A 25,236-nucleotide genomic window follows, 5' to 3' on the forward strand; every position below is an offset into this window, starting at 1 on the left:
GATGATTGAATGGAGGGGCGTTCATGTCCACAGCACGTACAGGTTTAGTTTTAGGTCGAGCCGTTTTGCTCGCAGCCGCAGTTTTGGGTACAACCCAAGTGACTCAAGCAAGCCCAGCAGTTGACCGACTCAGTGAATGTTTGGTGAAGTCCACCACGGCAAGCGATAAAACTACCGTGTTGCAATGGACGTTTGTAGCGTTGTCGAATCATCCTGAGCTAAAGCAGTTTAGTCATGTGACCGAAGCACAGAAAAATGCGTTAGATCAAAGCGTGGCGCAGGTGTTGCAGCGTATTTTGGTGGATCAATGTTCGGCGCAGACCAAAGCGGTGATTCAGGCGGATGGCGTACAGGCAGTTGGGGAGAGTTTTCAGCAGTTGGGACAGATTACGGGCGAAGAAATTTTGAAAATCCCTGAAGTGAAGCAGCAGTTGAATGGGTTGCTCCGTTATGTGGATTTGAATAAGTTGGTGGTGACGTTTTTGACGCCTGATATTTGGAATCAGTTGGGTGTGATCAGAGGGAAGTAATTTTAAATCCTCTCCCTAGCCCTCTCCTAAAAGGAGAGAGAATATCCAATATTAAATTCATGACGGCATTTAATTTATAATGAAAGCTCCTTCTCCCTGAGCGAGCTTAAAGCACTGCTTTAAGCAAAGTGCAAGAGAAGGCGGGGGATGAGGGTATTTAGAAGTCACGCATAAAAAAGGACTTTGAAAGTTGGATACGTCCTAAGTCTTCGAGTTTGTTGATGGAGGATACTGTTTCATGATGTCAAAAACTTCTAATTAATAGAAAAACTTAAATCATTTTTATTCTCGACTTTGTCTAAGTCTGTCAAAAAGTTTTCATATTTATAATCTCTTGGTAAATACGAAAAAGATTTAAGGAAGAAAAAGTTTTCTTTCGTCATAAACTTTTGACTAAGTTGTCTGGAAATTTCTATTGATTCATCGAATGTAATTTCTGCACTTAAATTTAAATATTTTATTCCTGTAGATGAGCGATATATAGAGGCTCCCAGAGTCTCTAATGCATCCATATATACAGATGTATCTTCGTCCCAACCATATACAGTTACCGGGCCTATAGATACACCAGTAATATAAGTTTTATGTTTTTCAAGCCAGTCTTCTGTTTCTTTTAGGGTTTTCTTGGTTTCTCCAGCATATAATAAAATATTAATCTTAACCTTGATTCCAAGCTCATAAGCTTTAACTATTAATTTAGAAGCTCTATCTAAGTATTTTTGAGGATTTTCTGTTTTTTTCATTGATAGGAGTTGTTGGTGAGATGCGCTTTCCAAGCCTAAATCTAATACTGATAGCCCAGCTTCAAATAGATATTCAAGATTTTCAGGCTTTATAGAATCAATTCTTGCCTCTGTTCGCCATTTAATTTTCAATCCTTCCTCTACCAATTGTTCTTTCAATTGAATTGACCATTTACGATTAGGTGTAAACATGGAGGTTTCAAAATATGGGGTAATATCATTAGATTTATTAAAGGATATAAATTTTTTTATTTCTTCTATTAGTTGCTTTACGGGTTTTAATGGAGTTAAAGGCTCATCTTTCTCTTGACAAAAAGCACATCCCATACCACATCCACGAGATATTTCAAAACTTGGTTGATAAAGATGGCTGTCATGTAATGCTTCATAGTTAAGTTCATAATGTTTTGATATTTTTTGTATAAATACTATGCCATATTTTGAGAGTATTTCAGATAGCTTAAGTTCTCCTAAACCTGTTATAACATGATCAACTGGCGGAAGAACTTTCTGAATATTTTGTATTGAATTACCTATTACCCAACGACCACCAACAATAATTTTTTGTTCAGGTTTGATTTTATAGATCAAATCAATAAATTCTTGTGCCCACTCTAATGCATAAAAGCTTGGTATAGACAAAAAAAGAGGGTACTCTGAGTTTAAAAAATCATACTTATTAATACAAATTTGAAGAGTTTGTTGAGGAGCATCAAACAATCCTTGAACTTGTATTGCAGGAATATTTTGCTCCTTCAACAGTGTTGCTAATGAAAGTAAGCCATAGTTTAAATAACGATGTTTTAAAGAAAATGGAGTTTTCTTTTTTCTCGTGATAGTTTGACCGGCGCTAATGCAAAAAAAGTAAGAGTGAGACATTTATTGGCTGTTGTACTAATTTGTAATGGAAGCATTATATAAAAAAACCCGCTCTAAAGCGGGTTTTCTTTTAAAATTAGATCAGATTAACCAATCAATTTCTTCATCAATTCATTGACTTGTGCAGGGTTAGCTTTACCTTTTGCAGCTTTCATCACTTGACCGACAAGACCGTTAAAGGCTTTCTCTTTACCAGACTTGTACTCTTCAACCATTTTTTCATTGGCTGCAAGCACGTCTTTAATAATCGCTTCAATCGCGCCTGTATCGGTTTCTTGCTTCAAGCCTTTTTCAGCAATAATGGCATCGGCAGTTTTGCCTTCTTCCCACATAAAGCCAAACACTTGCTTCGCGATTTTTCCATTAATGGTGTTATCGACAATACGAGCAATCATGCCGCCAAGTTGCTCAGCAGACACAGGAGAATCAGCCAAGTCCAAGCCTGCTTTGTTGAGCGCACCTGAGAATTCACCCATCACCCAATTTGCAGAGACTTTACCTTGAGCCGCACCGCCTGCCGCTGCCACGACTGCTTCAAAGAAGTCAGACATTTCACGGGTCAGCGTCAACACATGCGCATCGTACTCGGTCACGCCAAAGTCAGCCACAAAACGCGCACGACGTGCTGCAGGTAGCTCAGGCAATGCTGCGCGAGCTGCTTCGATTTGAGCATCAGCAATCATCACAGGCAACAAGTCAGGGTCAGGGAAGTAGCGGTAATCGTTCGCTTCTTCTTTGGAACGCATTGAACGCGTTTCCATTTTCACAGGGTCGAACAAACGTGTTTCTTGATCTACCGTGCCATCCCATTCCAAAATTTCCATTTGGCGTTCAATTTCAACATTGATCGCTTGCTCAATGAAACGGAATGAGTTGAGGTTTTTCAATTCACAACGTGTACCAAAAGGCTGACCCGGACGACGTAAAGACACGTTACAGTCAGCACGGAACGAACCTTCAGCCATGTTACCGTCAGAAATGCCTAACCAACGTACCAAGGTGTGAATCGCTTTGATGTAGGCAACTGCTTCTTCAACCGAACGCATGTCTGGCTCAGACACGATTTCAAGTAAAGGCGTACCTGCACGGTTCAAGTCGATGCCTGACATGCCTTCAAACTGGTCGTGAATTGATTTACCCGCATCTTCTTCAAGATGGGCACGCGTCACGCCAATACGTTTGATCGAGCCATCTTCAAGTTGAATGTCAATATGACCCAAGCCCACAATCGGGTTGTCCATCTGGCTAATTTGGTAGCCTTTAGGCGAGTCAGGGTAGAAGTAGTTTTTACGCGCAAACACAGAGGCTTGGTCGATGTAAGCATCAATCCCCAAACCAAAGCGAATCGCAAGATCAACCACTTCTTTATTCAATACAGGTAAAACCCCTGGCATTGCCAAGTCAACCAAACTCGCTTGAGTATTTGGGTCTTGACCAAATTCAGTCGATGAAGCTGAGAAGATTTTAGATTTTGTGGCAAGTTGTGTGTGAATCTCAATCCCGATCACCACTTCCCAACCATCAATCAGGTTTGATTTAGCTGATTTTGAGGATTGTTTTTGAGCTTGTGCCATTATGCATTCTCCTCAGCAATCGCCGCACGTTGGGTGTGGAAGTCAGTGTTTTGTTGGTATTGATGCACAATCGACAACAATTGTGATTCTGACCAGTAATTACCAATCAACTGTAAGCCGACAGGCAAGTTGTGATCATCTAAACCGACAGGTGCGTTAATCGCAGGCAGACCCGCCAAGTTCACCGCAAGGGTGTACACGTCACCCAAATACATTTCGGTTGGGCTAAGGTTCGCACCGATCTTATACGCTGTAGTTGGTGCAGAAGGCGCAGCAATCACATCGACCTGTTCAAAGGCTTTTAAGAAATCTTGCTGAATTAAACGACGAACTTTTTGTGCTTTGACATAGTAGGCATCGTAATAACCCGCAGACAGTGCATACGTCCCAATCAGGATACGACGTTTGACTTCTTCGCCAAAACCTTCCGAACGAGAACGCTTGTACAAGTCCATCAAGTCCACAGGGTTTTCACAGCGGTAGCCATAGCGCACGCCGTCATAACGTGACAAGTTTGAAGACGCTTCAGCAGGAGCAATCAAATAATACGTTGGCACATAAGCTTCAACCATATTCAGGTCAACTTCGACCAAAATCGCGCCCATGTCTTCAAGTTTCTTTAATGACGCTTCAACACGTGCTTTCACGTCAGCGGCTAAACCTGCAACATTGAAGTACTGTTTCGGAATACCAATACGTAAACCTTTCACAGATGTTGCATTGAGGTTCGCGACATAATCATCAACGTCTTTTTCTACAGATGTTGAGTCTTTGGCATCGTGACCTGCAATCACATTCATCAGGTAAGCACAGTCTTCAGCCGAACGTGCCATTGGACCTGCTTGGTCTAAAGATGAAGCAAACGCAATGATCCCGAAACGAGAGACGCGACCATAAGTTGGTTTTAAACCTGTCAAACCACAAAATGATGCAGGTTGGCGAATCGAACCGCCTGTATCTGTGCCTGTGGCAAACGGTGCAAGGTCAGCCGCAACCACTGCTGCTGAACCGCCTGAAGAACCCCCTGGCACATAGTCCAAGTTCCACGGGTTTTTCGTTGCGCCGTAGTATGAGCTTTCAGAGGTTGAACCCATGGCAAACTCGTCCATGTTCACTTTACCCAAAGTCACGAGACCCGCGGCTTTGGCTTTGCTCACCACAGTGGCATCGTAAGGTGAAATGAAGTTGTCGAGCATTTTTGAACCCGCAGAAGTGCGAACACCTTGGGTACAGAAAATGTCTTTATGCGCCAGTGGAATCCCTGCAAGGACAGAAGCATTGCCTGCTTGGATGGCAGCATCAGCAGCATCGGCTTGGGCAAGTGCCAGCTCAGGGGTTACCGTGACATAACTTTTAACCTGAGCATCAATTTTTTCAATACGCTTTAAATAATGTTGTGTCAGTTCGCGAGAAGAAAATTTGCTGCTTTGCAAACCTTCTGACAATTCGCGAATAGAGAGGCGATGTAAATCAGTCATAATTTAAAATCTAGCCTAGAAATGGCAGCCGAGCTGATTTTTGTGAAAAGCGCCACAAAACTGCCAAAATTTACAAAATGAAACAAAGATTATTCGATCACACGAGGAACTAAATACAAGCCATCTTGGGTTGCAGGTGCAACGGCTTGATATTCTTCACGGTGGTTGGTTTCAGTCACTACGTCAGGGCGTAAAGGCTGTGGATGATCAAATGGACTTTTTAATGGCTCAACACCAGTAGTATCAATGCCTTTTAAGGTTTCCATCATGCCTAAAATTTTATTTAGACTTTGTGCGTACTCAGCAGATTGCGTATCATTGAACGATAAACGTGCAAGATTGGCAATTTGTGATACGGTTTGAGCATTTAGATCTGAATGCTGAGCATCCGATGTAGACATAACATCACCTTGTCAGTATCAAAAAATTTCAAAATATCGCGCTATATGATAAGCGATTGACTTGTTCAAATCATCACATTTAGTTAAAGTTGCGACCTTGCGTCCACATTTGTAAAAACTGAGTACGACCCGTGATTTTAAAACGACTAATTGGCTTGTTTTCGCCAGATCTTGCGATTGATTTAGGTACAGCTAACACACTCATTTATGCACCAGGACGGGGCATTATCTTGAATGAACCGACGGTGGTGGCAATCCGTCACAGTGGTTCACAAAAAATTGTTGCAGCCGTAGGTCTAGATGCGAAACAAATGCTAGGTCGTACCCCTGCCAATATTTCTGCGATTCGACCAATGAAAGACGGTGTGATTGCAGACTTTGAAGTCACCGAAACCATGTTAAACCAATTTATTGGCAAAGTGCACGAAAAACGTTTATTCCCACCTGCACCACGTGTGGTGGTGTGTGTACCGTGCAAATCGACACTGGTTGAGCGCCGTGCAATCCGCGAAGCAGTGTATAACGCTGGCGCACGTGATGTACGTCTGATTGAAGAACCAATGGCAGCAGCGATTGGTGCAGGCTTACCTGTTGAGCAAGCATGTGGTTCGATGGTGGTTGATGTGGGTGGTGGTACTTCAGAAATTGCCATTATTTCTTTACAAGGGTGTGTTTACGCAGATTCTTTACGTATCGGTGGCGATGTTTTTGATGAACAAATCATTAATTATGTGCGTAAAGCGCATGGTTGTGTGATTGGTGAAACCACAGCCGAACTGATTAAGAAAGAAGTCGGTATGGCGATTGCCGATGAAAACACTGAAAAGTTGGAAATCGAAGTGCGCGGTCGTAATTTGGCTGAAGGTGTACCCCGTTCGATTACCGTGACTTCTGACGAAGTGATGCAAGCGATTGCTGATCCTCTACAAAGCATCGTCAGTGCGGTAAAATCTGCACTAGAGCAAACCCCTCCTGAACTTTCATCCGATATTGCTGAGCGTGGTATTGTATTGACGGGTGGTGGCGCATTGCTTCGCAACTTAGACAAACTATTGGCACAAGAAACTGGCTTACCTGTGGTTGTGGCTGAAGATCCTTTAACTTGCGTAACACGTGGCGGTGGAAAAGTCCTAGAATTCTTTGACAATCCAAACCATGACATGCTTTTTGTAGGATAAAATAGGACAGGGCGGTGCAACCGAACATCTTTTCAAGACAACCGCCATCTTTTCGCTCATTTATTATTGCGGTCATTACCTGCCTACTTGTGCTTTTCTTTGATTGGCGCATGCCGCATGTAGTACAACCTGCAAGGGATGTCTTGTACGCGGCATATAATCCGATATATGCCATTGCAAGCTATCCTGTCATGTCGCGAGAGTGGTTGAATCAACAAACCAAGTCTGAAGAACAGCTGCGTCGTGAAAATACGGCAATGCGCGCAGAGTTGTTACAAGGACAAGTACGCCTGCAAAAACTCTCTGAACTTTCAGCAGAAAATACCCGCTTGCGCGGTCTGCTTGATACACCTTTAATTATTGATGGTCGTATGGAAATTGCTGAAGTGATTGGCACGGATGCGGATCCACTACGACATATTATCGTGATTAACCGTGGTCAAGCCGATCACTTATATCAAGGGCAGACGGTCTTGGATGATCACGGCATCATGGGGCAGATTATTGATGTCTACTCGCATAGTGCCCGTGTGTTATTACTTTCTGATAAAGAAAGCTCACTGTCGATTCGTATTGAGCGGACAGGGATGCGTGCCATTGTGTCTGGTACAGGTGACTCAGGTGTATTGCAGATGCAATATGTCCCAACCAGTGCTGACCTCATGGTGGGTGACCGTGTTTATAGCTCTGGTTTAGGTGAGCATTTCCCAGCAGGTTATCTGGTGGGGATTGTGTCTAAAATTCAACGGCATAATTCAGGTGAATTTGCTCAGATTGATGTTGCACCTGCAGGTCAACTGGCGGGTGGACATTATGTGGTTGTGCTATTTTCTGACTCTTTAGCGAAGGAGCAACCTTATGCTAGTCGCTAATTATCGTCCTGAAAAACCGCGTGATCCCTTTATTTGGATTGTAATTTCAATCTTGCTAGCCTCTGTGCTGACGGTTTATCCGTTAGCTTATGACTTGTCTGCATGGCGTCCGTTTATCATGTTGTTGGTCATGCTGTTTTGGGTATTGTGTCAGCCGACATGGTGTGGCGTATGGTTTGCATTTGGTTTGGGGATTTTTACAGACCTTTTGCTCGATGCACCACTTGGGCAAAGTGCGCTGATTTATGTCGTCATTACTTTTGTGGCACGCTATTTTATTCGTGAACGACGAGTATTGACCTTTTTAAACCTATGGATTATCGCGATTATGGCAATCGTGGCCTATTTGGTTTTTATTTGGGCAACTCAAGTCATGCTAGAAATTAATTATCCAGTCATGCGCCGTTGGCCACCCTTGATCAGCAGTGTTTTGGCTTGGCCTGTGTTATATTATTTCTTAAGAAAATGGCGCATTTAATTTTAGCTTCGAGTTCACCTCGTCGCCGAGAGTTGTTGTTACAGCTTGGCTTGACGTTTGAGGTGTTTAGTCCTGAAATTGATGAAAGCATACTGCCAGATGAAAACGCTGAGCAGTATGTTGCACGTTTGGCGCAAGCAAAAGCATATGCCGTATTGCAACGTTTTCCAAATGCGACTGTCATTGCTGCCGATACAACAGTTTCAGTCGATGGCGAAATTATTGGAAAACCACAGTCAAAGGCACATGCCTTTGCAATTTGGCAGAAACTCTCAGGACGTTGTCATGATGTTTTGACAGGGGTGTGTGTTGCAAATGCAGTAAATGCTCTGCATCGAGTTGTGCAAACACAAGTTGAGTTTCAGCAACTCGCGCCACATGATATGGAAAATTATTGGGCAACAGGGGAACCTGTAGGGAAAGCAGGTGCTTATGCCATACAAGGACAAGCAGCGCAGTATATTCCCCGTATTTTGGGAAGCTATACCAATGTGGTTGGCTTACCTTTACATGAAACCATTGAGCTATTAAAAGCGATTGATGCATTAAACTAATCGCTTACAAGAATTCTTATAATGTTTTGGGCTTATTATGTCAGATGAATTGCTGATTAATGTGACGCCGATGGAATGCCGCGTTGCATTAATTGAAAATGGAACAGTCAACGAACTGTTTGTTGAACGTACAGTTAAACGTGGTTTGGTTGGCAATATTTATAAAGGTAAAGTGGTTCGCGTTTTACCGGGTATGCAAGCGGCTTTTGTTGACATTGGCTTGTCAAGAACGGCATTTTTACATATCAATGATATGGTCTGGCCACGTAATCAACCAACGCCAAATGTCTTTGATTTACTTCAGCCTGGACAGATCTTAACAGTTCAGGTCATGAAAGACATGTTGGGTACCAAAGGCGCTCGCCTGAGTACCGATCTCTCGATTCCTTCACGTTACTTGGTGCTGATGCCGTTTGGAAGCCATATTGGGGTTTCACAGCGAATCGAGTCCGAGGAAGAACGTGACCGTTTACGCAGTCTGATTGAAAAAATTCAGAAAGAACATCAGCTCCCTGGCAGCGTGATTGTGCGTACTGCGGCGGAGGGGATTGATGAAGCTTCAATTGCCCAAGATATGAATTATCTGGCAAAGCTTTGGGAATATATTCAGCGTAAGCAAAAAATCATTGCAGTACCTTCACTGATTTTTGAAGAATTACCTCTTCATCAACGGATTGTGCGTGATTTGGCATCTGAATCGACCAGTAAAATTTGTATCGATTCACGTGAAATTCATGCCAAGCTCAAAGACTTTATTCAGGAGTTTATGCCTGAAATGCAAAGTCGCCTGATTCATTATCCAGGTGAGCGTCCTTTATTTGACTTGTACAATGTTGAAGAAGATATTCAAAAAGCTTTGCAGACGCGTGTAGCACTCAAATCTGGCGGTTATCTGATGATTGACCAGACCGAAGCCATGACCACGATTGATGTCAATACAGGCTCTTATGTGGGTGGTCGTAGCTTAGAAGACACGGTCTTTAAAACCAATATGGAAGCGACCCAAGTCATAGCGCGTCAGCTCCGTTTGCGTAATTTGGGTGGCATTATCATTATTGACTTTATCGACATGCAGGAAGCAACGCATCGCGATGAAGTGATGAAACAGTTTGAGCGCATGCTTGAGCGTGATCATGCCAAAACCAAGATTACTCAAGTCTCTGAACTTGGGCTTGTGGAAATGACCCGTAAACGTACGCGTGAGTCTTTAGAGCATTTGCTGTGCGAGTCATGTCCAACCTGTCAGGGGCGTGGTTTTGTCAAAACAGCAGAAACCGTGTGTTATGAAATTTTCCGTGAAATTTTACGTTATGCCCGTGCCTATCAGTCACAAGCAGGTTTTACCGTGGTTGCACATCCATTAGTGATTGATAAATTGTTAACAGCCGAAGCACCCGCAGTGGCCGATTTAGAGCACTTTATTAACCGAGTTATCAAATTTCAGGTGGAAAACCTCTATACGCAAGAGCAATACGATATCATTCTCAGTTGATTTTGTAACAGAATTTCGCATAAGCCTTGTTACAACTCGCTGTTTACTTTCATTATGCATTTACCAATACTATAACCTTAGTCAGTAGCCAAAGACCTTCAGTCTTAGCCAGATGGGGAGTTGAAAATGCATATGAGAGAAGACAACAACTTGACAAATCATACCCAACCGAACCAAGAGCATCGTCCTGTAAAAAATGACTGTTACATGGTCGATGAGCATGGTAAAGAAGTTCAGATCACCACTTCAATGGTGCAAGATATCTGTATTCAATTGCTTGAACAATGTCGTATAGTCAGAAGTTAAAATAAAAGGGCGAATTGTACGCCCTTTTATTTGATATTAACCCACCTGTTTTAAATGTGGCTGATGATGTGATTCATCCTGTGTGACAGGTTTTATTCCAATACTTTGTTCATAGCGTTGAATTTCTTGTTCAAGCAACATCAGCAAGCTTTGTACTTTCGGCAAAGTATTGCGACATGCCACAATTCCCACTTCAAGTTTATCCAAATAACTGGTTAAGGTAATGTTTAACGCCTGACCATCAAAGACGACTGAAGCAGGGTAAAGTGCTTCGAGTTTCGCACCATTCCAGTATAATGGCTCACGTGGGCCTGGAACGTTGGAAATCACCAAGTTAAATGCCTGATGCTTAGGTCTTAAACCTGAGATGATATTTAACCCTGCTGCGGCATAAACAAAAGCACTATAGCCTAAAATTTGCTCTTGGGTCATGCGTTTGAAGCGTGCTTTGGAATTACTCACACTGCGAGAAATGATTTTGGCACGTTCAATTGGATCACTGATATGCGTTGCTAAATTAGCAAGAATCATGGTGATACGGTTACTGGTATCTGAGTCATCAGAACGGATTGACGTGGGTACCATAGCAATGAGTGGTTTCTCAGGCAGGCTATTTAAACTGAGTAAGTATTCCCGAAGGGCACCTGAACATACCGACAAAATCACATCATTGAGCGTGATTTCTAGAACTTTAGCAATATGTCGGAAACGATTTAAGCTAAAGGACTGCGCTGCAAAGCGACGTGAGGCACTTACTCTTTGGTTTAAAATACTCGCAGGAGCTTGAAAGCTTGAAACATAGTCAGGGTCATGGCGACGGTCATGTACAGCTTGGGTCAGTTCATGGTAGATGCCTGGCACAATATTCATTTGCTGTTTTAAATGGTTGAGTTTCCCACTTAGACGACGAATTGGATTTTTCTTTTCATGAGGTGGGCGACGTTTTTCAATACACCATGGCGGCACAATACTATGAATATTCGGGTCTTTGGCAAATGATTTTTCCATGAGGCGCATACTGGCGACACCATCGACCATGGCATGGTGGATTTTAAAGTACATCGCAAAACGATTGCCTTCAATTCCTTCAATGATGGTGCATGTCCAGAGGGGTTTCGCACGATCAATTAAAGTACCATGTTCTTGTGAAATATAAACCAATAGCTCACGAATACGCCCTGGATGAGGCAGTGCGATATGACGAAAATGATGATCAAGATCAAAATCTTCATCTTCATCCCAAAATAAGCCATCAATTTTGTTGTTGAATGGCGCAATCGGTTTGCATTTTGAGTTACGAATGTCTGCAACCAAATCCTGAATAAATGTTGATGGTGAGTTTTTGGGAATTTGGAATAGGAACAGTCCTCCCACATGCATAGGCTGCTGTCTTTTCTCTAGAGATAAAAAAATAAAGTCGATTGGGTGTAATGGTCGCATTACCTTGTGCCTCACTGCCTATGCGTGTATATCAGTATATGACTGATAGTCATTCTATTTTTGCTGACTTTTGTTATAAGTATAAACACTACGGATTGAAAAACTAGTCATACATCCGAACGCTCAGTATAAATAAAAAAACCACTGCAGAGCAGTGGTCAATATGTAAGGAACTGCGACAAATTACTTTAAGTTACCTGCATGTAAGCCACACTCTTTGTGGGTGGCTTCTTCCCACCACCAGCGACCTTCGCGTTCGTGTTGGTTAGGAAGCACAGGGCGAGTACACGGTTCACAGCCAATTGAAGTAAAGCCACGTTCATGCAATGCGTTGTATGGAATTTCCATCATACGGATATAGTTCCAAACATCAGCACTTGACCAGTTTGCCAGTGGATTGTATTTAATCAGTTGTTTATTTGGCCCTGAGAAGCCAGCATCGGCTTGAATCACAGGGATTTCATTTCGTGTACCTGGGCTTTGGTCTTTGCGTTGACCTGTAATCCAGCCATCAAGCGTTGCCAGTTTTTTGCGAAGAGGCTGAACTTTGCGAATGCCACAGCATTCTTTGTGATCATCTTGATAAAAACTGAACATGCCTTTTTCTGTGACCAGTTTCTGTACTGCTTCAGATTCGGGGAAGCAGATTTCAATATCAATTTTATAAAATTTACGAACAGCTTCGAGGAATTGGTAAGTTTCTGGGTGTAAGCGTCCAGTGTCGAGGCTAAATACACGAAATGGCTTACGCAGGCGATAGGCCATGTCAATCAGCACCACATCTTCTGCACCTGAAAAAGAAATGGCAACTTCACCTTGTTGGTTTAAAGCAAGCTCAAGAATTTCACTTGGTGATTTATGGGTATATTCGGCAGCAAGTGCATCAATAAGGTCAATAGATGGAATGGTGTTGGTCATGGTTATTCCTGGCTGTCAGCTTGGAGGCTCATTAATAAGACAGAGATAAAGTGAAAATGATGTAAAGTAAAGCATAAAATGTAGCGATCAAGAAAAAGTAAATACTTATAAGTAAAATCGATTTCAGTAATATCCTTCCATTGATGCGATCTTCAGGTATGATACTCAAATTTTAAACAACTCACGACACAGAGAGTGCACATGGAAATAGTTTGTCTTGATCTCGAAGGGGTATTGGTTCCAGAAATTTGGATTAATTTCGCTAAAAAAACAGGGATTAAGGAATTAGAAGCCACGACACGTGATATTCCCGATTATGACGTGCTGATGACCCAACGCTTAAATATTTTAAAACAACATGGTTTGGGTTTACCTGATATTCAGGCCGTAATTGCGGATATGGGACCTTTACCTGGTGCAAAAGAATTTGTTGAATGGGTGCGTACTCATTTTCAACTGATTATTTTGTCAGATACTTTTTATGAATTTGCGCATCCTTTGATGCAGCAATTGGGCTGGCCAACGATTTTTTGTCATAAGTTGGAAACAGATGAAAATGGTTTAATTACAGATTATAAATTACGCCAACCTGATCAAAAGCGTGAAGCTGTCAAAGCATTACATGGTCTGAATTTTCGAGTGATTGCTGCGGGCGATTCATATAATGATACCACCATGTTGGGTGAAGCAGATCATGGCTTCTTATTTGATGCACCTGATAATGTGATTGCAGAATTTCCTCAGTTCCCCGCAATTCATGGTTATGAGCAATTAAAACAAGCGATTCGATCTGTATCGCAACGCAGTATTCCTGAGTAACTTAAAAGGCGCATTTAGCGCCTTTTTTCGTTGTGATTGAGTTAAAACAAACTAAAATAGTCAACTTTTTATACTGAATCAGGTATGCCATTTTTAACTTGGCGCTATAATAAGCCTGCACATTTATTCTTCAAATTTTAGCAATTTCTATGTCTATCTCTACACAACCAGCGCAGCAAGGAAGCTGGATTAGTGTTATTGCACTCGCTTTAGCCGCTTTTATTTTTAATACCACTGAATTTGTGCCAGTTGCTCTCTTGAGTGACATTGCACAAAGTTTCAATATGCAGGCTGCTGAAGTCGGTATTATGCTCACCATTTATGCTTGGGTTGTGGCTTTAGCATCTCTACCGATGATGCTGATTACCCGAAATATGGAGCGTAAGGCTTTATTATTGTCAATTTTTCTGTTGTTTATGATGAGCCATCTGCTTTCTAGTATTGCCAGTAATTTTATGATTTTGTTGATCAGTCGAATTGGGATTGCATTTGCACATGCCATTTTTTGGTCAATTACAGCCTCTCTCGCTGTTCGGGTTGCACCTGTTGGGAAGGGCATTCAGGCATTGGGTTTACTGTCTACAGGAACTGTGTTGGCGTTGGTGTTGGGAATTCCTTTTGGGCGCGTGGTGGGTGAGTTATTTGGCTGGCGCAATACCTTTGCACTGATTGCAGCTTTGGCACTATTGACTATGTTGGTGCTGGCAACAACACTGCCAAAATTACCAAGTCAAAATTCGGGTTCATTGAGCAGCTTACCTGTACTCATGAAACGTCCTGCATTGGTGCTTCTGTATTTGGCAACGATTGTGGTGATTACAGCACAATTTACGGCTTATAGTTATATTGAACCCTTTACATTGCATATTGCGCATTTTCAATCGGCTCAGACCACAGCAATTTTATTGATTTATGGTGGTTCGGGTATTTTAGCCTCAATTTTATTTAGCCGCTTTAGCCGAAAATTACCACGAACTTTTGTGATGGCATCTAGTTTAGGCATCAGCATTTCTATGTTGCTGCTTTTACCCTTTGCATCTCATGTCATGAGTTTAATGGGCTTAACCGTGTTATGGGGCATTGCCATTATGAGTTTTGGCTTGTCTTTACAATCGCGTGTATTGCAACTGGCATCCGATGCTACGGATGTTGCCATGTCGCTCTTTTCAGGACTCTATAATGTCGGAATTGGTGGTGGAGCATTACTCGGTAGTATCATTAGTCTGCATTATGGCTTGCAGTCAATTGGTATGGTGGGCGGCTGTCTAGGCTTACTCGGTTGTATTCTCTGCTTTTTAATGGTGAAGCGTCCTGATTTTATCTCAGCACCCTCAAATCAATAAGCCACAGTACGCGTAAAGAGCAACGGTTCAGTTCCTAAATTGGCATAGCGATAGGGAACTGAACTGGCATAAACAAAGGATGAACCTGCACTGAGTTGGTGTTGTACTTTGTCTAAAGTCAGCGTTAGGGTGCCGTGTACTACATATAACAATTCACTCCAGCCTTGTGGGTCGGCTTCGGCTTCATAGGTCTCACCACTTGCCAAAGACCATGTCCAAAGCTCAACTTGCTGCTGTGCGGGTGCAGAGCAGTTGAGTTCTGCAAAACTTTTTCCATTGGCACTTTGCCATGTTTTGACTTGATGAATATGTGGATTTTTTGCCGCTGGTGAACTGACCAATTCAGCAAAAGAAACATCTAACACACTGGCAATTGCAGCCAGTTTGGTCAGGCTAATGTTCATTTCCCCAGATTCTAAACCTGCGATGGTACGTCGACTGACACTGGCAAGGTCAGCCAATTGTTGCTGACTGAATTGATGCTGTTCGCGTAAGCGTTTCAGGTTGTCACTGACATATTCCAAAATTCCCTGTTGTGTCATGTCATTTTACCGTTGAGCTGTCTGCGAAAAATCGCAGTGTAGCACAGTTGTGTAATATATTGCACAAAAGCTGAATTGCTTATATGATGTGCAATATATTGCACACTTTAGATTCTGTCATGTCAAAATCATTCATACAGCGTTATGCGCCTCAGTTATCCTTGATTCTCATCACCGTTGTTTGGGGGGGGACTTTTTTGGTGGTACAACATGCACTGACTGCAAGTTCACCGATGTTCTTCGTGGGTTGTCGTTTTGCCGCAGCAGCAAGCATCATGTTGTTATTGTCTTGGAAATTGCTCAAAGGCGTGACTCGACAGGATGTAGTCGCAGGAGCTGGTATTGGTTTAATGATTGCGATTGGTTACGGTGCTCAAACGATTGGTTTAAAAACGATTTCAAGTAGCGAATCGGCATTTTTAACTGCGCTGTATGTGCCAATGGTTCCGATTTTACAATTGCTGATTTTTAAAAAATATCCAAAACCTATGATGTGGTGTGCAGCAGTATTGGCATTTGTGGGCTTGGTACTTTTAACAGGCAATGGTTTTTCATCTATCCAGTTAAATTCAGGTCAAATTGTCACTTTATTTGGTGCAGTGGCAATTGCCATGGAAATTATTTGGATTGGGCATTTTGCAGGGAAGGTCAATGCACAACGTGTCACCGTGATTCAGCTTGCAATTGCATCATTATGTGCCTTTATCAGTATGCCTGTGCTTGGAGAAACGCATATTCCTGCTTTTAGTTGGACTTTAGCTTTGACAGCAGTGGGAATGGGTTTGGCAAGTGCGATTATCCAACTCACGATGAATTGGGCACAGCGTTCGGTGGATTCTGCGCAAGCTGCGATTATTTATGCAGGTGAACCTGTGTGGGCGGGGATATTTGGACGTTTAGCTGGGGAACGTTTGGGTGTTATGGCTTTGCTTGGAGGATTGTGTGTGGTATTCGGCGTGATTCTGAGTGAAATGAAGTGGACTCGTAAAAAGAAGTCTAAGGTGGTGTGTGAGGATGTTTTATAAAATAGGTTTTGAAATAAATAGTATTGGTTTGGTGCGGTCTGCGCGTATAGAACTTTTCCTTGTATGTATTGGTATATAAGGCTTTAGTGTTTTTATATGTTGCAATGTATCCCCATATGTATCCTCATTTCACAATGTACTCTATTGAACGTGGGTTCGAATCCCTGTTTTAGAGTCAAATTGATTACCCATGCTGAATGAGGTTGTAGCTGTATTGGATTTAAAATCCGAAATTCGGTTATGCCTCACCAGTAGGGTATTAAGCACTGTCCCGCGCGCGTTTCTTGATTCTGCATCTTTTCAATACTGGTGGGTTGTGTGTTTTCGCATCCTCAAATTGAGGAAGTGCTATAGCTCCCTAAGTGTGCGCGGTGATGTGCGCATAGAAAAGCATGATTAAGAATTGGTGCGCACCACAAGGTACGCAGCTTGGTACGCATAGAAAAACCTCTTTCATAAGGTTTGTTTCGCAAAACGCACTTTTGCGCTTTGCTTTGAAAACAATACGGTAGTCAATTAAACGCCGTAAATGATTGGGCAATTAGGTTTTTGCCAATTTTGACGAAAAACATTTCTATAAGCTGCTCCCTGAATCTGTGGTTCAGGTGCGCCGTGTCTGCTTTCATTGAAAGGGTGGCATTTGAAATACCGATGGGTGAGTGCTTGCCACTGGTGACAGGGGATAGATTCTAAATCTAACCCTATTAGATTTTAAATCCGAAAGGGTGAAGGTGGGGCATGTTGACAATTGTTGACATTCAAAACCTTATAAAACCTAATTTTTGAACTGTAGAAAACTCAGGCTAGAACCTCACAAAACCTGACATTAAAAATCAATTTCCACTTGATCGGATTTGAAATGTGGGCAAGTTTGCTCATATTCCACATTTGAAATGGCAAATTTAGATCAGGCATTTACTTGGATGTACTTGGATGAAACGCCGTACTTTTCAAGTTTTACGTTGATGTACGTTGATGGAAAGCTGCTCTTTTCACATTTTACTTAGTTGTACTTAGTGGGAATGGTGGAAATGGCACGTATTACTTGGACGTACTTGGACAGAATAGTGGACGTTTCAACTTTCACCAGTGATGAAAGTTAAGGGGAGTATCCCTTTTTCAATCTTTACCTTGTTGTACCTTGTCAGATTGAGGAATTTTTCAAACTTTTCCTTGATGAATCTTGATGAAATGGGTTTTTCTCAAAATAGCGGTAAACATTGCTGTATATGAATTAGAGGTCATTTTGATGGCTTCTTTACTGGTAGCCTATCAAGGAAATGCTAAAAGGCGGATTGAATAGATTTATCCCTATGTAGACTTATCTTGTTGGACGTAGCATGACAAAACAGGTTTTTTTGCTGTACGTAGCTGTACGAAATGGAAATTATAAAACTGCCTGAAAACCTTGTTCTGTATGGCTTTGAGGTGGTTTTTAAATTATTTGCTGTAAAGGTAAATTGATTGGGGTTGTCCAACAAGATTTTTGATAGTTGATCAAGGAAATTTACCCTTACGTAGTCTTACGGAATGGGCTTATCTTGCATGACGTAGCATGACAAAACGCCTTTTATGAAAAATAGCTATAACCCTTGATATATATGGCTTTGAGTGTGTTTTTTACTGGTTTTTTTGGGTGGTGTTGTCGTGCTAAATGATGTGTGCTTTGTAAGAGTAGCTAAGTTTAGTCATTTTCTTTGACATGATTTAGCTATGAAATAATGTAATTAATTGATTGTATTTAAATTTGTTGTGACATTTGGCTAGACATTTTAGCCAGTTAGTTGGTTGTGTTTTGCTAGACGTAGCTAGACGGAATGGATTGTCGTCCAAAACGGCGTAAGCCTTGAACCGTCTATATTTGAGCATGGTTTTAGTGGTGTTTTTGGGGCAGGTCTGTAAAGCAATTTACGTTGATGTACGTTGATGGAATGAGGATGTTTTGTTTTACGTAGTGATACGAAATGCAGTTTTTAATAAGTGGCTGTAATGCTTGCTGTATATGGGTTTAAGGGCTGTTTTGAGGTGGTTTTTATTGGGTTATTGTAAAACAAAATTAAAAGGTCGTTTTTTGTGACGGACTTAGTAAAAAGCCCCAGTTTTGTTTGACGTAGTATGACGAAATTAAAATATTTAGGTTGACGTAGATGGGCGGATTGGGTTTTTTAGAAAAGCCATGAAAGCATTGATAGATAAGGCTTTGAGGATGATTTATGGCATGGTTTTCACTGAATCCTGTCAACCTAAATTTAAATACCTTGTCAAACAAGAAAAAGCCCCAGTTAAGGGGCTGTTGATTCCTATTTATAGGGAATAAATTGATTACTATCATCCTGTAATAATTGTAGTAATTTAGGATGTATAAATAACTTTTCTTTACCAAGCTGTAATTCTTGTAATACTCCTATTTCTACCAATTTTTTCAAATAAGTAGATGCTGCTTGACGTTTTGCAATATTTCTATCGACCAAGTTTGCAATACGGCTATAAGGCTGTTCAAAAATGATGTCAACTAATTCTCTAGTATAAATTTTCTCTGCATACCCTTTGATATAGTCCACAGTATGTTCATGTAAATTTTTAATTGCTGTAATCTTATCTATTGTCCATTGGCTTGTACTTTTTACAGCCTGTAGCATAAACATAACCCATGAATGCCAGTCCTCATCCTTAGTTACACTCAATAGAAGTTCATAATATTTTGATTTATTTTGAATTATAAAGCGACTTAGATACAGAATAGGTAAACTTAATAGATTGGAATCCATTAGGTATAGAATATTGAGAACCCTCCCTGTTCGACCATTACCATCAATAAAAGGATGAATTGCTTCAAATTGATAGTGTGATATTGCCATCTTAACTAATGGATCTAAATCTTCATTGTAATGAAGAAATTTCTCCCAGTCTGACAATAAATTACGAATAATATTTTCACCTACAGGAGGTGTATAAATAACTTCACCTGTATAACTGTTTTTTAATGCCGTACCTGTAGTAGCTCTAATTCCTAAGTCTACCCCTTTGATTGTTTGGCATATTTCAATTGCTGTACCTGTACAAAGAGGTCTTTCTTTAATAGATTGAACACCTTTATATAATGCCGTTCTATAGCGTAAAGCTTCTTTTGTTGCATGGTCGGCATTTTCTTCATTACCTTGAGCATGCTGAAAAAGTTTATCTGTTGTTGTCACAATATTTTCTATCTCAGAACTATCTTTAGCTTCTAACAACGGAATAATATTAATCAGTATTGTTTGATTAGGAATCAGTTCGCCAGCTTGTTTTAACTCAGCTAAAGTTGATCGAGCTTCAATACATAATTTAAGTACAGCTTTAGTTTCAACATCTTGCTTCGGTGGTAGATGTGGTAATTGATTATATGGTTGGTCTGCTTGCCATAGACTCATAACACTTATCTCTTTTCTTATGTCGTTTGTAGCAACTGCTATCGACATGACATTTACTTTATGTCGCTAGCATAAACATAAAAAGCCTTATATGTCGATATTATTATGAAATATCGACATGATTAGTAATATATGTCGATGGTGTAAACATGAATATACCCTTATGTCGATAAACTTTCTTTAAATAAACATGATATGGGTAATGTGTCGATGGTACAAACATGTTGCAAAGCATATGTCGATTTCTGCTCATAGTGTAAACATGATGGAATAGTTATATCAAAGGGGCTATATCTCACAGCAATTGCAGCACATCGGCTCGAATCTCTGTGACTTCCTTTTCATTCCCATTTTGGTCTTTCCACTTCCTTGTCCGTAAGCTGCCCTCAATATAAGCCTTGCTGCCTTTCTTGAGGTACTTACTGGCAATCTCTGCCAATCGGTTACTGGTGACAATACGATGCCATTCTGTAGCCTCTTTACGCTCGTTGGTAGTCTTGTCTTTCCAGTGTTCAGTCGTTGCAATGCTGAATGTGGTCAGGCTGCCCCCATTGGGGAAATTCTTGCTCTCAGGGTCACGACCTAATACACCCATAAGGATTACTTTGTTCACGTTTGGCATGGTGTCTATTCTCTATTTAATGTTATGGGGTAATTTATCTACACGTTAGAAACCAAGATTTTATTGGTATCTATAGATAGCCGAAAACTCGATTCATTCACGATGCAGCCCCTCATTTTTATATTTTTCCCTGAAACTCTGACTAAATGACTAAGTTGGTTTTAAGATACTGATAAATATTAAATTAATCCTGTTTAGTCGCTGACTTAACGATGACTAAATGACTAAGTGAATGACAGGAATAGCCCTTTTCATTTAGTCACTTAGTCAGTCTTTAGTCACTGACTAAAACAGTAAATATTATTAAATAACATATACTTGTATCTCATTTAGTCACTTAGTCACTTTTTCGAGTAAAAAGGGATTTAATACGATTAATCGCTTCTTGCCGTTGGCTTCCACTCTTAGGTAATTAGAATCTTCAAGCTGCTGAATAATCATTTCCAATAGCTTGCCATTCTTCTGCATTGGGCGAGGGCATGAGGTCTGAACATTGGAATAATTGATTCTATCCACATGCTGCTCAGTACATTTCTTAACGAGCCATTTAAGCAGTTTTTGAGCCTCGTTTTCTTCCTTGCTCTCAATCTCTGCATAACGTGACCATTCCCCCAGTGAGTGCCGAACAATGTCACATGCACCTGACAGGATGGTGGCATCTATCTCCTGTTGTCCCTCAAAATAGGCGAATACAGTCGCCAAGCGCCGTGCAAGTTGACTGGCACGACTGGCAAAGGCTTGGAGGTACTCATAACGCTGTCCTTTTGCCTGTAGTCGTTCCACCTCATTGTAAAAGGATAAATCTATCTGTTTTGCCTGTTCATTCATGCTCATTACAAAACGCCCATCATGCAGCTCATGCCCTGTTTGAGGTTGGGGACAGTCATCCAGTAAATAAGCGCAGCGTGTCCAGTAGGCAACAAGCCGATGATCAAGGTGGGCATTATTGGTTTGGTGGCTCGTATCCTGTAGCCGTGAGCCTGCCAAGTTTTCGGGAATGGTCAGGATAAAGCGAGGTAAAAAGCCTTGTCCCTTTAATACTGGGTCTTTCAGTGCATCGGATAAAACCTCATGCTGTCCCTGTAAATTAAAGGTTAATCTGACATCATAAGCCCGACCACTGCCGTTAAGGTTCGACTTAGATCGAGTGCGTTCTACCGTGCCATCATCAAAGAGCTTGGTGTAGCCTCCCAGTGCGTGATTACGTGTATCTGACTTCATGGTGTGACCGCCAAAAAACTGGGCTGCCTCATCACTGGAAATAGAGGCATTTTTAATGATGCCGTCCACATATAAGCCTGCAATGGATTCTAGGGTGATGTCACTGTACAGGGTGCTAGGGTCATTCGGTGGGGGATTCTCCACGCCGTAGGCTTCACGGTCTTTTTTATTTAAGCCTGCCTGTCCACTTTTCCACTGTTCGAGGTCACGGCGGTATAGCTCATATTGCTTACGCTCATGCTCGATAATGGCTTTGTCTGCCAGTTTTCGGCTTGTGGTCTTACGGCTACCACTTTGCCCCTCAGTCAGCAAAAACAGGCTACACGGTTCACCTTGAGGGTTATGCTTGTCAGGGGCATTTATATAGCTTTGGGCGATATGGGACATTGCCCCGATGACACACTGTGCAGTCATGGCGATAGGGGCTTGCACATGCTCAGCAATCGCAACGGCTGCCAACTTTGCCAGTGGTGGCAGGGATTCTATAGGATAGGGTGTATTTATCCCAGTATTGCCCTGTATCAGGGGAATAGGGGCATCCCACTCACTCGATTGGCTTGCCATAATTAAGCCTGTGATTTCTGCATCTAGTTCACTTTGATTAGTGGTGATGTCACAAGGCACTTTAAGGGCAAGAATATCCACGCCTGTATCTCGAAAGCGTCGTTTATAGCTCAGTAGCTCATGAGAAGAACACACAAAATAGATTTGCTTTGCTTCTAGGCTTAACTGCTTTAATCCCTTGTCTGTGACCTTGTGGTGATGATAGACGGCGTAAGAGGTGATAAAAGCGAGGGTACTATCCTCTGTGACCAACAAAGGGGAATCCTTGAGCTCTTCACAGTGAAAGAAATTGCCACCATTGCAGGCATAGCTACTGTTTTCTTGATGGTGTTCAATGTCATAGAACCGAGCGCCAACCAAATTTAAGCTATAATCGTAAGTGTCCCAAACGGCATGATGGAAAAAGCTATCTCCCTCAAAATCATCAATCACCGATTTTTTGATTTCAGGGGGACAGCCCCCAAAGATTTTAACCATTGCCTGTTTTACTGGGTCACTGGGAAGTAAGCTCACTGTGCTTTCTTCTAAAAGCGTCACAAGGTCGGCTTGTGGCGCTTTTTCATTGGGTTCATGCCCATCAAAATCAAAAGGAATGGTGGTGTCCCAAGTGGGTGCTGTATTCATTCTTCACCCTCCTGATAATCGAATGCCATCGGCAAGATTTTCTCAATCAGTTCAAGCTTGGTTTGAATCTCATAGATTAGGTTGGCAACGATTTCACCTTTGATGGTTAAGTCCTTTCCATCCTCAAAACAGTTCCATGTTGCGACTGAAATGTCCTTTGCTCGCCCGACAAGATCCACAATGACATCTTGAGCATTGATATGGTTTGCATCTTTGTGGGGTGTGAAAAACTCGTGCTGAATACCAAGTTTTGAAAAATACGGTTTGTTCTTTGAATTTGGTTTTTGATTGATTTGATTAGGCATGAGCTATGCCTCCTTACGTTTTTGAGTTTGGAGATTCACGCTAATTTGAGAGATTAGGGTGAGGGGATTCACTCTCGGAACGTAAGTACCGCCCGACATATTCGCCATAGGCTTATTTTGTCGTGTCATCCCCTCATAGAGGGATTGCAGCCTTGTGTGCATGGCTGTAATGCTTGCGCCCTTTATTTCGTGCATAGATTGAGAGCCTATGCAGAATTTAGGCACAATAAAACCACAATGACGCTGTGGGGTGACGCTTACGTTTTTTGAGAGGTCTACAGCATAAGCGGATTTACTACAGCTTGCAATCAGAAACACGGCTATAGCCCACACCGCAACCAATAAACCTAAGTCTTTGATGATGGTTTTCATAACATGACCTCTCTATTGCACACGGTTGATATGAATATTTGAGTTAATCAAAACGCCGTCATTGGATAATCCGACCTGTTGGCGGTTGTCCATCATTCGCAATAAATGCTGTTCGGCTTCCTCAAAGCTTATGCCTAGATGCTTGGCAATATCCTCAAGGCGATACATCGGTTTACCATCATCCGTGTAACCGCTTACTGGTGGCAGTAGGTTCAATTCTTTGGCTTTGGCATCCATTTCCGCCTTGATGTGGTCAGGGGTGTAATGCAGCGTTAAAAGAAAGGCTTGCTCGGTAATTGGGTGGTCATTGCCGTATTGCTTCATCATGTTTTTGTAATGGTCAAAGGCTTTGAAAAATTCGGGGTTTACATGGTTGTGCATAGATCAAGCCTCCAATACTGTTGATTGGTGGTTTAAAATATTGCTCTTTGCCTTGAAGTTTTGAGCAAAAATATTGAGTGCTGTTTTTCGTTGGTCATAACTGCATTGAGAGGCAATTAAGATTAGGTCTTGAGCTTCCAATGTTGCGAGTAAATCCATTTCATCGAATGTAAGGCTATCTCGATCTAAACCAGTGAATTGCCCTGTCATTGCCCAATTAATCAATCGGGCTTCATTCATATAATGATGTGGCTTAGTTTCTTTGCCTTGCTGTTGTCTACTTACTTGTAGGACATTACATACAGCCTTGTAGGTTGCTGCTGTTTGATGGCGTAAACGGCGTATATCCATCACTGGATGATTACCACGCAATAACTGATCTATTTGTAAATCACACCACACACCAAAGCGAGTATCTAACCATCGAGTGAAAGGAATAGCGAGTTTAGGGTGTAACCATGTACCATTATTCCGTTTCGCTTTAATAAGTGATTTTGGCTCACTTATTCCTAATTGCTCACATAGCGCATTTATATAATTTTGAGTTTCATCTAAACGTAACCAGTCAATTGGGCGTTTATCAAATTTACTAGCTGCCAATGTCGCATTAAACCAACCATGCTCATTAAATTGGCATTCAATGCCATCATATTTGGAGCTGATTAATCCTTTCATGCCTCAAACTCCTTTAGCTCATAACGTGCGTGTGTGCCTTTGCCATTTAGGTTGGGTTCGTTGTGGGTCACAATGTCATGCCCTGATAGGCGTAATCGCTGAATAACGGCGCTCAGGCGGTAGCAATCAAAGTGATAGATGGCTTCTGCCTGTGAGAGGGTCTTACCTTGTTTTAAGTGGCTTAAAACTTGGGTTTGATGGGAAGTGTTTGGCATAGCTCAAGCCTCCATCTCTGCTGAATGGTTGGCTTTTTGATTGTTATGCCATGCAACTAGATCGGCATAATCAAAATAGACAGGGGCTTGCTTAGACTCACCCTCTTTGATTGGCTTGGGGAATGTTTTGTCGGTACGAATCTTGTGGCGTAACGATTCACGGCTTACGTCCAATAATTCGCATACTGTTTTAAATTGAACTCGAATTGGTGAAATAGTCATAAAAATACCCACGCATGTCTAAATATGGTGGGTTGAGTATTATTTTTTTGATT

Annotated in this window: 25 protein-coding genes and 1 pseudogene; 10 read left to right on the forward strand and 16 right to left on the reverse strand. The window is 41.6% G+C overall.

Annotated elements, in window-relative coordinates; all coding sequences use genetic code 11:
- Positions 1-23: 23 nt before the first annotated feature.
- Positions 24-530 carry a hypothetical protein gene (locus tag LVY74_RS12210; RefSeq protein ID WP_237815295.1) on the forward strand — a complete coding sequence of 169 codons (507 nt, stop codon included), beginning with the start codon at positions 24-26 and terminating at the stop codon, positions 528-530.
- A gap of 254 nt (positions 531-784) precedes the next feature.
- Here the strand turns inward: LVY74_RS12210 and LVY74_RS12215 are convergent, their stop codons facing one another.
- The 4 genes from LVY74_RS12215 to gatC all read right to left on the reverse strand — a co-directional run bounded on the left by LVY74_RS12215 (position 785) and on the right by gatC (position 5,605).
- Positions 785-2,152: a B12-binding domain-containing radical SAM protein gene (locus LVY74_RS12215; protein WP_237815296.1), complete on the reverse strand. Its 1,368-nt coding sequence runs from the start codon at positions 2,150-2,152 to the stop codon at positions 785-787.
- An 86-nt stretch (positions 2,153-2,238) separates the two neighbouring features.
- Positions 2,239-3,726, reverse strand: coding sequence for an Asp-tRNA(Asn)/Glu-tRNA(Gln) amidotransferase subunit GatB (gatB, locus tag LVY74_RS12220; protein WP_237815297.1), 1,488 nt, complete (start codon positions 3,724-3,726; stop codon positions 2,239-2,241).
- A complete protein-coding gene (gene gatA, locus LVY74_RS12225) occupies positions 3,726-5,204 on the reverse strand; it encodes an Asp-tRNA(Asn)/Glu-tRNA(Gln) amidotransferase subunit GatA (RefSeq protein WP_111894844.1) in 1,479 nt (492 codons plus the stop codon). The genes gatB and gatA overlap by 1 nt, the downstream gene beginning before the upstream one ends.
- 89 nt (positions 5,205-5,293) lie before the next feature.
- Complete coding sequence (gene gatC, locus LVY74_RS12230) at positions 5,294-5,605, reverse strand: Asp-tRNA(Asn)/Glu-tRNA(Gln) amidotransferase subunit GatC (protein ID WP_151708938.1); 312 nt, start codon at positions 5,603-5,605, stop codon at positions 5,294-5,296.
- A gap of 131 nt (positions 5,606-5,736) precedes the next feature.
- On the opposite strand from gatC, the gene LVY74_RS12235 reads away from it, so the two are divergent.
- The 6 genes from LVY74_RS12235 (at position 5,737) to LVY74_RS12260 (ending at position 10,485) form a co-directional block, all read left to right on the forward strand.
- Positions 5,737-6,783: a rod shape-determining protein gene (locus LVY74_RS12235; RefSeq protein ID WP_151708939.1), complete on the forward strand. Its 1,047-nt coding sequence runs from the start codon at positions 5,737-5,739 to the stop codon at positions 6,781-6,783.
- A gap of 14 nt (positions 6,784-6,797) precedes the next feature.
- Entirely contained in the window at positions 6,798-7,655 is an 858-nt protein-coding gene (mreC, locus tag LVY74_RS12240) for a rod shape-determining protein MreC (protein ID WP_237815298.1), read from the forward strand.
- Entirely contained in the window at positions 7,642-8,133 is a 492-nt protein-coding gene (gene mreD / locus LVY74_RS12245) for a rod shape-determining protein MreD (protein WP_151708941.1), read from the forward strand. The genes mreC and mreD overlap by 14 nt, the downstream gene beginning before the upstream one ends.
- Positions 8,121-8,687 (forward strand): Maf family nucleotide pyrophosphatase, encoded by a 567-nt coding sequence (locus LVY74_RS12250; protein WP_237815299.1) that lies wholly within the window; start codon positions 8,121-8,123, stop codon positions 8,685-8,687. The genes mreD and LVY74_RS12250 overlap by 13 nt, the downstream gene beginning before the upstream one ends.
- 37 nt (positions 8,688-8,724) lie before the next feature.
- Positions 8,725-10,179, forward strand: coding sequence for a ribonuclease G (rng, locus tag LVY74_RS12255; protein WP_237815300.1), 1,455 nt, complete (start codon positions 8,725-8,727; stop codon positions 10,177-10,179).
- Between the two features lie 126 nt (positions 10,180-10,305).
- A complete protein-coding gene (locus LVY74_RS12260) occupies positions 10,306-10,485 on the forward strand; it encodes a PA1571 family protein (RefSeq protein WP_151708944.1) in 180 nt (59 codons plus the stop codon).
- A 36-nt stretch (positions 10,486-10,521) separates the two neighbouring features.
- Here the strand turns inward: LVY74_RS12260 and LVY74_RS12265 are convergent, their stop codons facing one another.
- Positions 10,522-11,925, reverse strand: coding sequence for a WS/DGAT/MGAT family O-acyltransferase (locus LVY74_RS12265; protein WP_237815301.1), 1,404 nt, complete (start codon positions 11,923-11,925; stop codon positions 10,522-10,524).
- A gap of 183 nt (positions 11,926-12,108) precedes the next feature.
- Entirely contained in the window at positions 12,109-12,843 is a 735-nt protein-coding gene (locus LVY74_RS12270) for a phosphoadenylyl-sulfate reductase (RefSeq protein WP_237815302.1), read from the reverse strand.
- Positions 12,844-13,044: 201 nt separating this feature from the next.
- Between LVY74_RS12270 and thrH the strand changes: the two genes are divergently transcribed.
- Both thrH and LVY74_RS12280 read left to right on the forward strand, forming a co-directional pair.
- Entirely contained in the window at positions 13,045-13,662 is a 618-nt protein-coding gene (thrH, locus tag LVY74_RS12275) for a bifunctional phosphoserine phosphatase/homoserine phosphotransferase ThrH (RefSeq protein ID WP_151708947.1), read from the forward strand.
- Positions 13,663-13,811: 149 nt separating this feature from the next.
- Positions 13,812-15,005, forward strand: a complete 1,194-nt coding sequence (locus tag LVY74_RS12280; RefSeq protein ID WP_237815303.1) for a sugar transporter — start codon at positions 13,812-13,814, stop codon at positions 15,003-15,005.
- Here the strand turns inward: LVY74_RS12280 and LVY74_RS12285 are convergent.
- Positions 14,999-15,547, reverse strand: a complete 549-nt coding sequence (locus LVY74_RS12285; RefSeq protein WP_237815304.1) for a helix-turn-helix domain-containing protein — start codon at positions 15,545-15,547, stop codon at positions 14,999-15,001. The two genes, LVY74_RS12280 and LVY74_RS12285, sit on opposite strands and share 7 nt — an antisense overlap.
- A 119-nt stretch (positions 15,548-15,666) precedes the next feature.
- On the opposite strand from LVY74_RS12285, the gene LVY74_RS12290 reads away from it, so the two are divergent.
- Positions 15,667-16,572 carry a DMT family transporter gene (locus LVY74_RS12290; RefSeq protein WP_237815305.1) on the forward strand — a complete coding sequence of 302 codons (906 nt, stop codon included), beginning with the start codon at positions 15,667-15,669 and terminating at the stop codon, positions 16,570-16,572.
- A gap of 2,300 nt (positions 16,573-18,872) precedes the next feature.
- Here LVY74_RS12290 and fic read toward each other — a convergent pair.
- From fic to LVY74_RS12335, 9 genes and pseudogenes are all read right to left on the reverse strand, one after another.
- On the reverse strand, positions 18,873-19,982 hold the full coding sequence (gene fic / locus LVY74_RS12295; RefSeq protein WP_237815306.1) for a protein adenylyltransferase Fic: 1,110 nt from the start codon (positions 19,980-19,982) through the stop codon (positions 18,873-18,875).
- A 298-nt stretch (positions 19,983-20,280) separates the two neighbouring features.
- Positions 20,281-20,604 (reverse strand): annotated as a pseudogene (gene ssb / locus LVY74_RS12300) (single-stranded DNA-binding protein); the annotation flags it as partial.
- 333 nt (positions 20,605-20,937) lie between these two features.
- Entirely contained in the window at positions 20,938-23,013 is a 2,076-nt protein-coding gene (locus LVY74_RS12305; protein WP_237815307.1) for a DUF3987 domain-containing protein, read from the reverse strand.
- Positions 23,010-23,318 (reverse strand): hypothetical protein, encoded by a 309-nt coding sequence (locus LVY74_RS12310; protein WP_237815308.1) that lies wholly within the window; start codon positions 23,316-23,318, stop codon positions 23,010-23,012. Before LVY74_RS12310 ends, LVY74_RS12305 begins: the two co-directional genes overlap by 4 nt.
- A 3-nt stretch (positions 23,319-23,321) precedes the next feature.
- Positions 23,322-23,690: a hypothetical protein gene (locus LVY74_RS12315; RefSeq protein ID WP_237815309.1), complete on the reverse strand. Its 369-nt coding sequence runs from the start codon at positions 23,688-23,690 to the stop codon at positions 23,322-23,324.
- A gap of 12 nt (positions 23,691-23,702) precedes the next feature.
- Complete coding sequence (locus LVY74_RS12320; RefSeq protein WP_237815310.1) at positions 23,703-24,071, reverse strand: hypothetical protein; 369 nt, start codon at positions 24,069-24,071, stop codon at positions 23,703-23,705.
- 3 nt (positions 24,072-24,074) lie between these two features.
- Entirely contained in the window at positions 24,075-24,746 is a 672-nt protein-coding gene (locus LVY74_RS12325) for a KilA-N domain-containing protein (protein ID WP_237815311.1), read from the reverse strand.
- Positions 24,743-24,961 (reverse strand): helix-turn-helix domain-containing protein, encoded by a 219-nt coding sequence (locus LVY74_RS12330; protein WP_237815312.1) that lies wholly within the window; start codon positions 24,959-24,961, stop codon positions 24,743-24,745. Before LVY74_RS12330 ends, LVY74_RS12325 begins: the two co-directional genes overlap by 4 nt.
- 3 nt (positions 24,962-24,964) lie before the next feature.
- The gene (locus tag LVY74_RS12335; protein ID WP_237815313.1) at positions 24,965-25,183 is read right to left on the reverse strand and encodes a helix-turn-helix transcriptional regulator; all 219 of its coding nucleotides are present in this window, start codon (positions 25,181-25,183) and stop codon (positions 24,965-24,967) included.
- Between the last annotated feature and the right edge of the window lie 53 nt (positions 25,184-25,236).

This window comes from Acinetobacter sp. ME22 (assembly GCF_022012315.1).
Classification (GTDB): Bacteria; Pseudomonadota; Gammaproteobacteria; order Pseudomonadales; family Moraxellaceae; genus Acinetobacter; species Acinetobacter brisouii_A.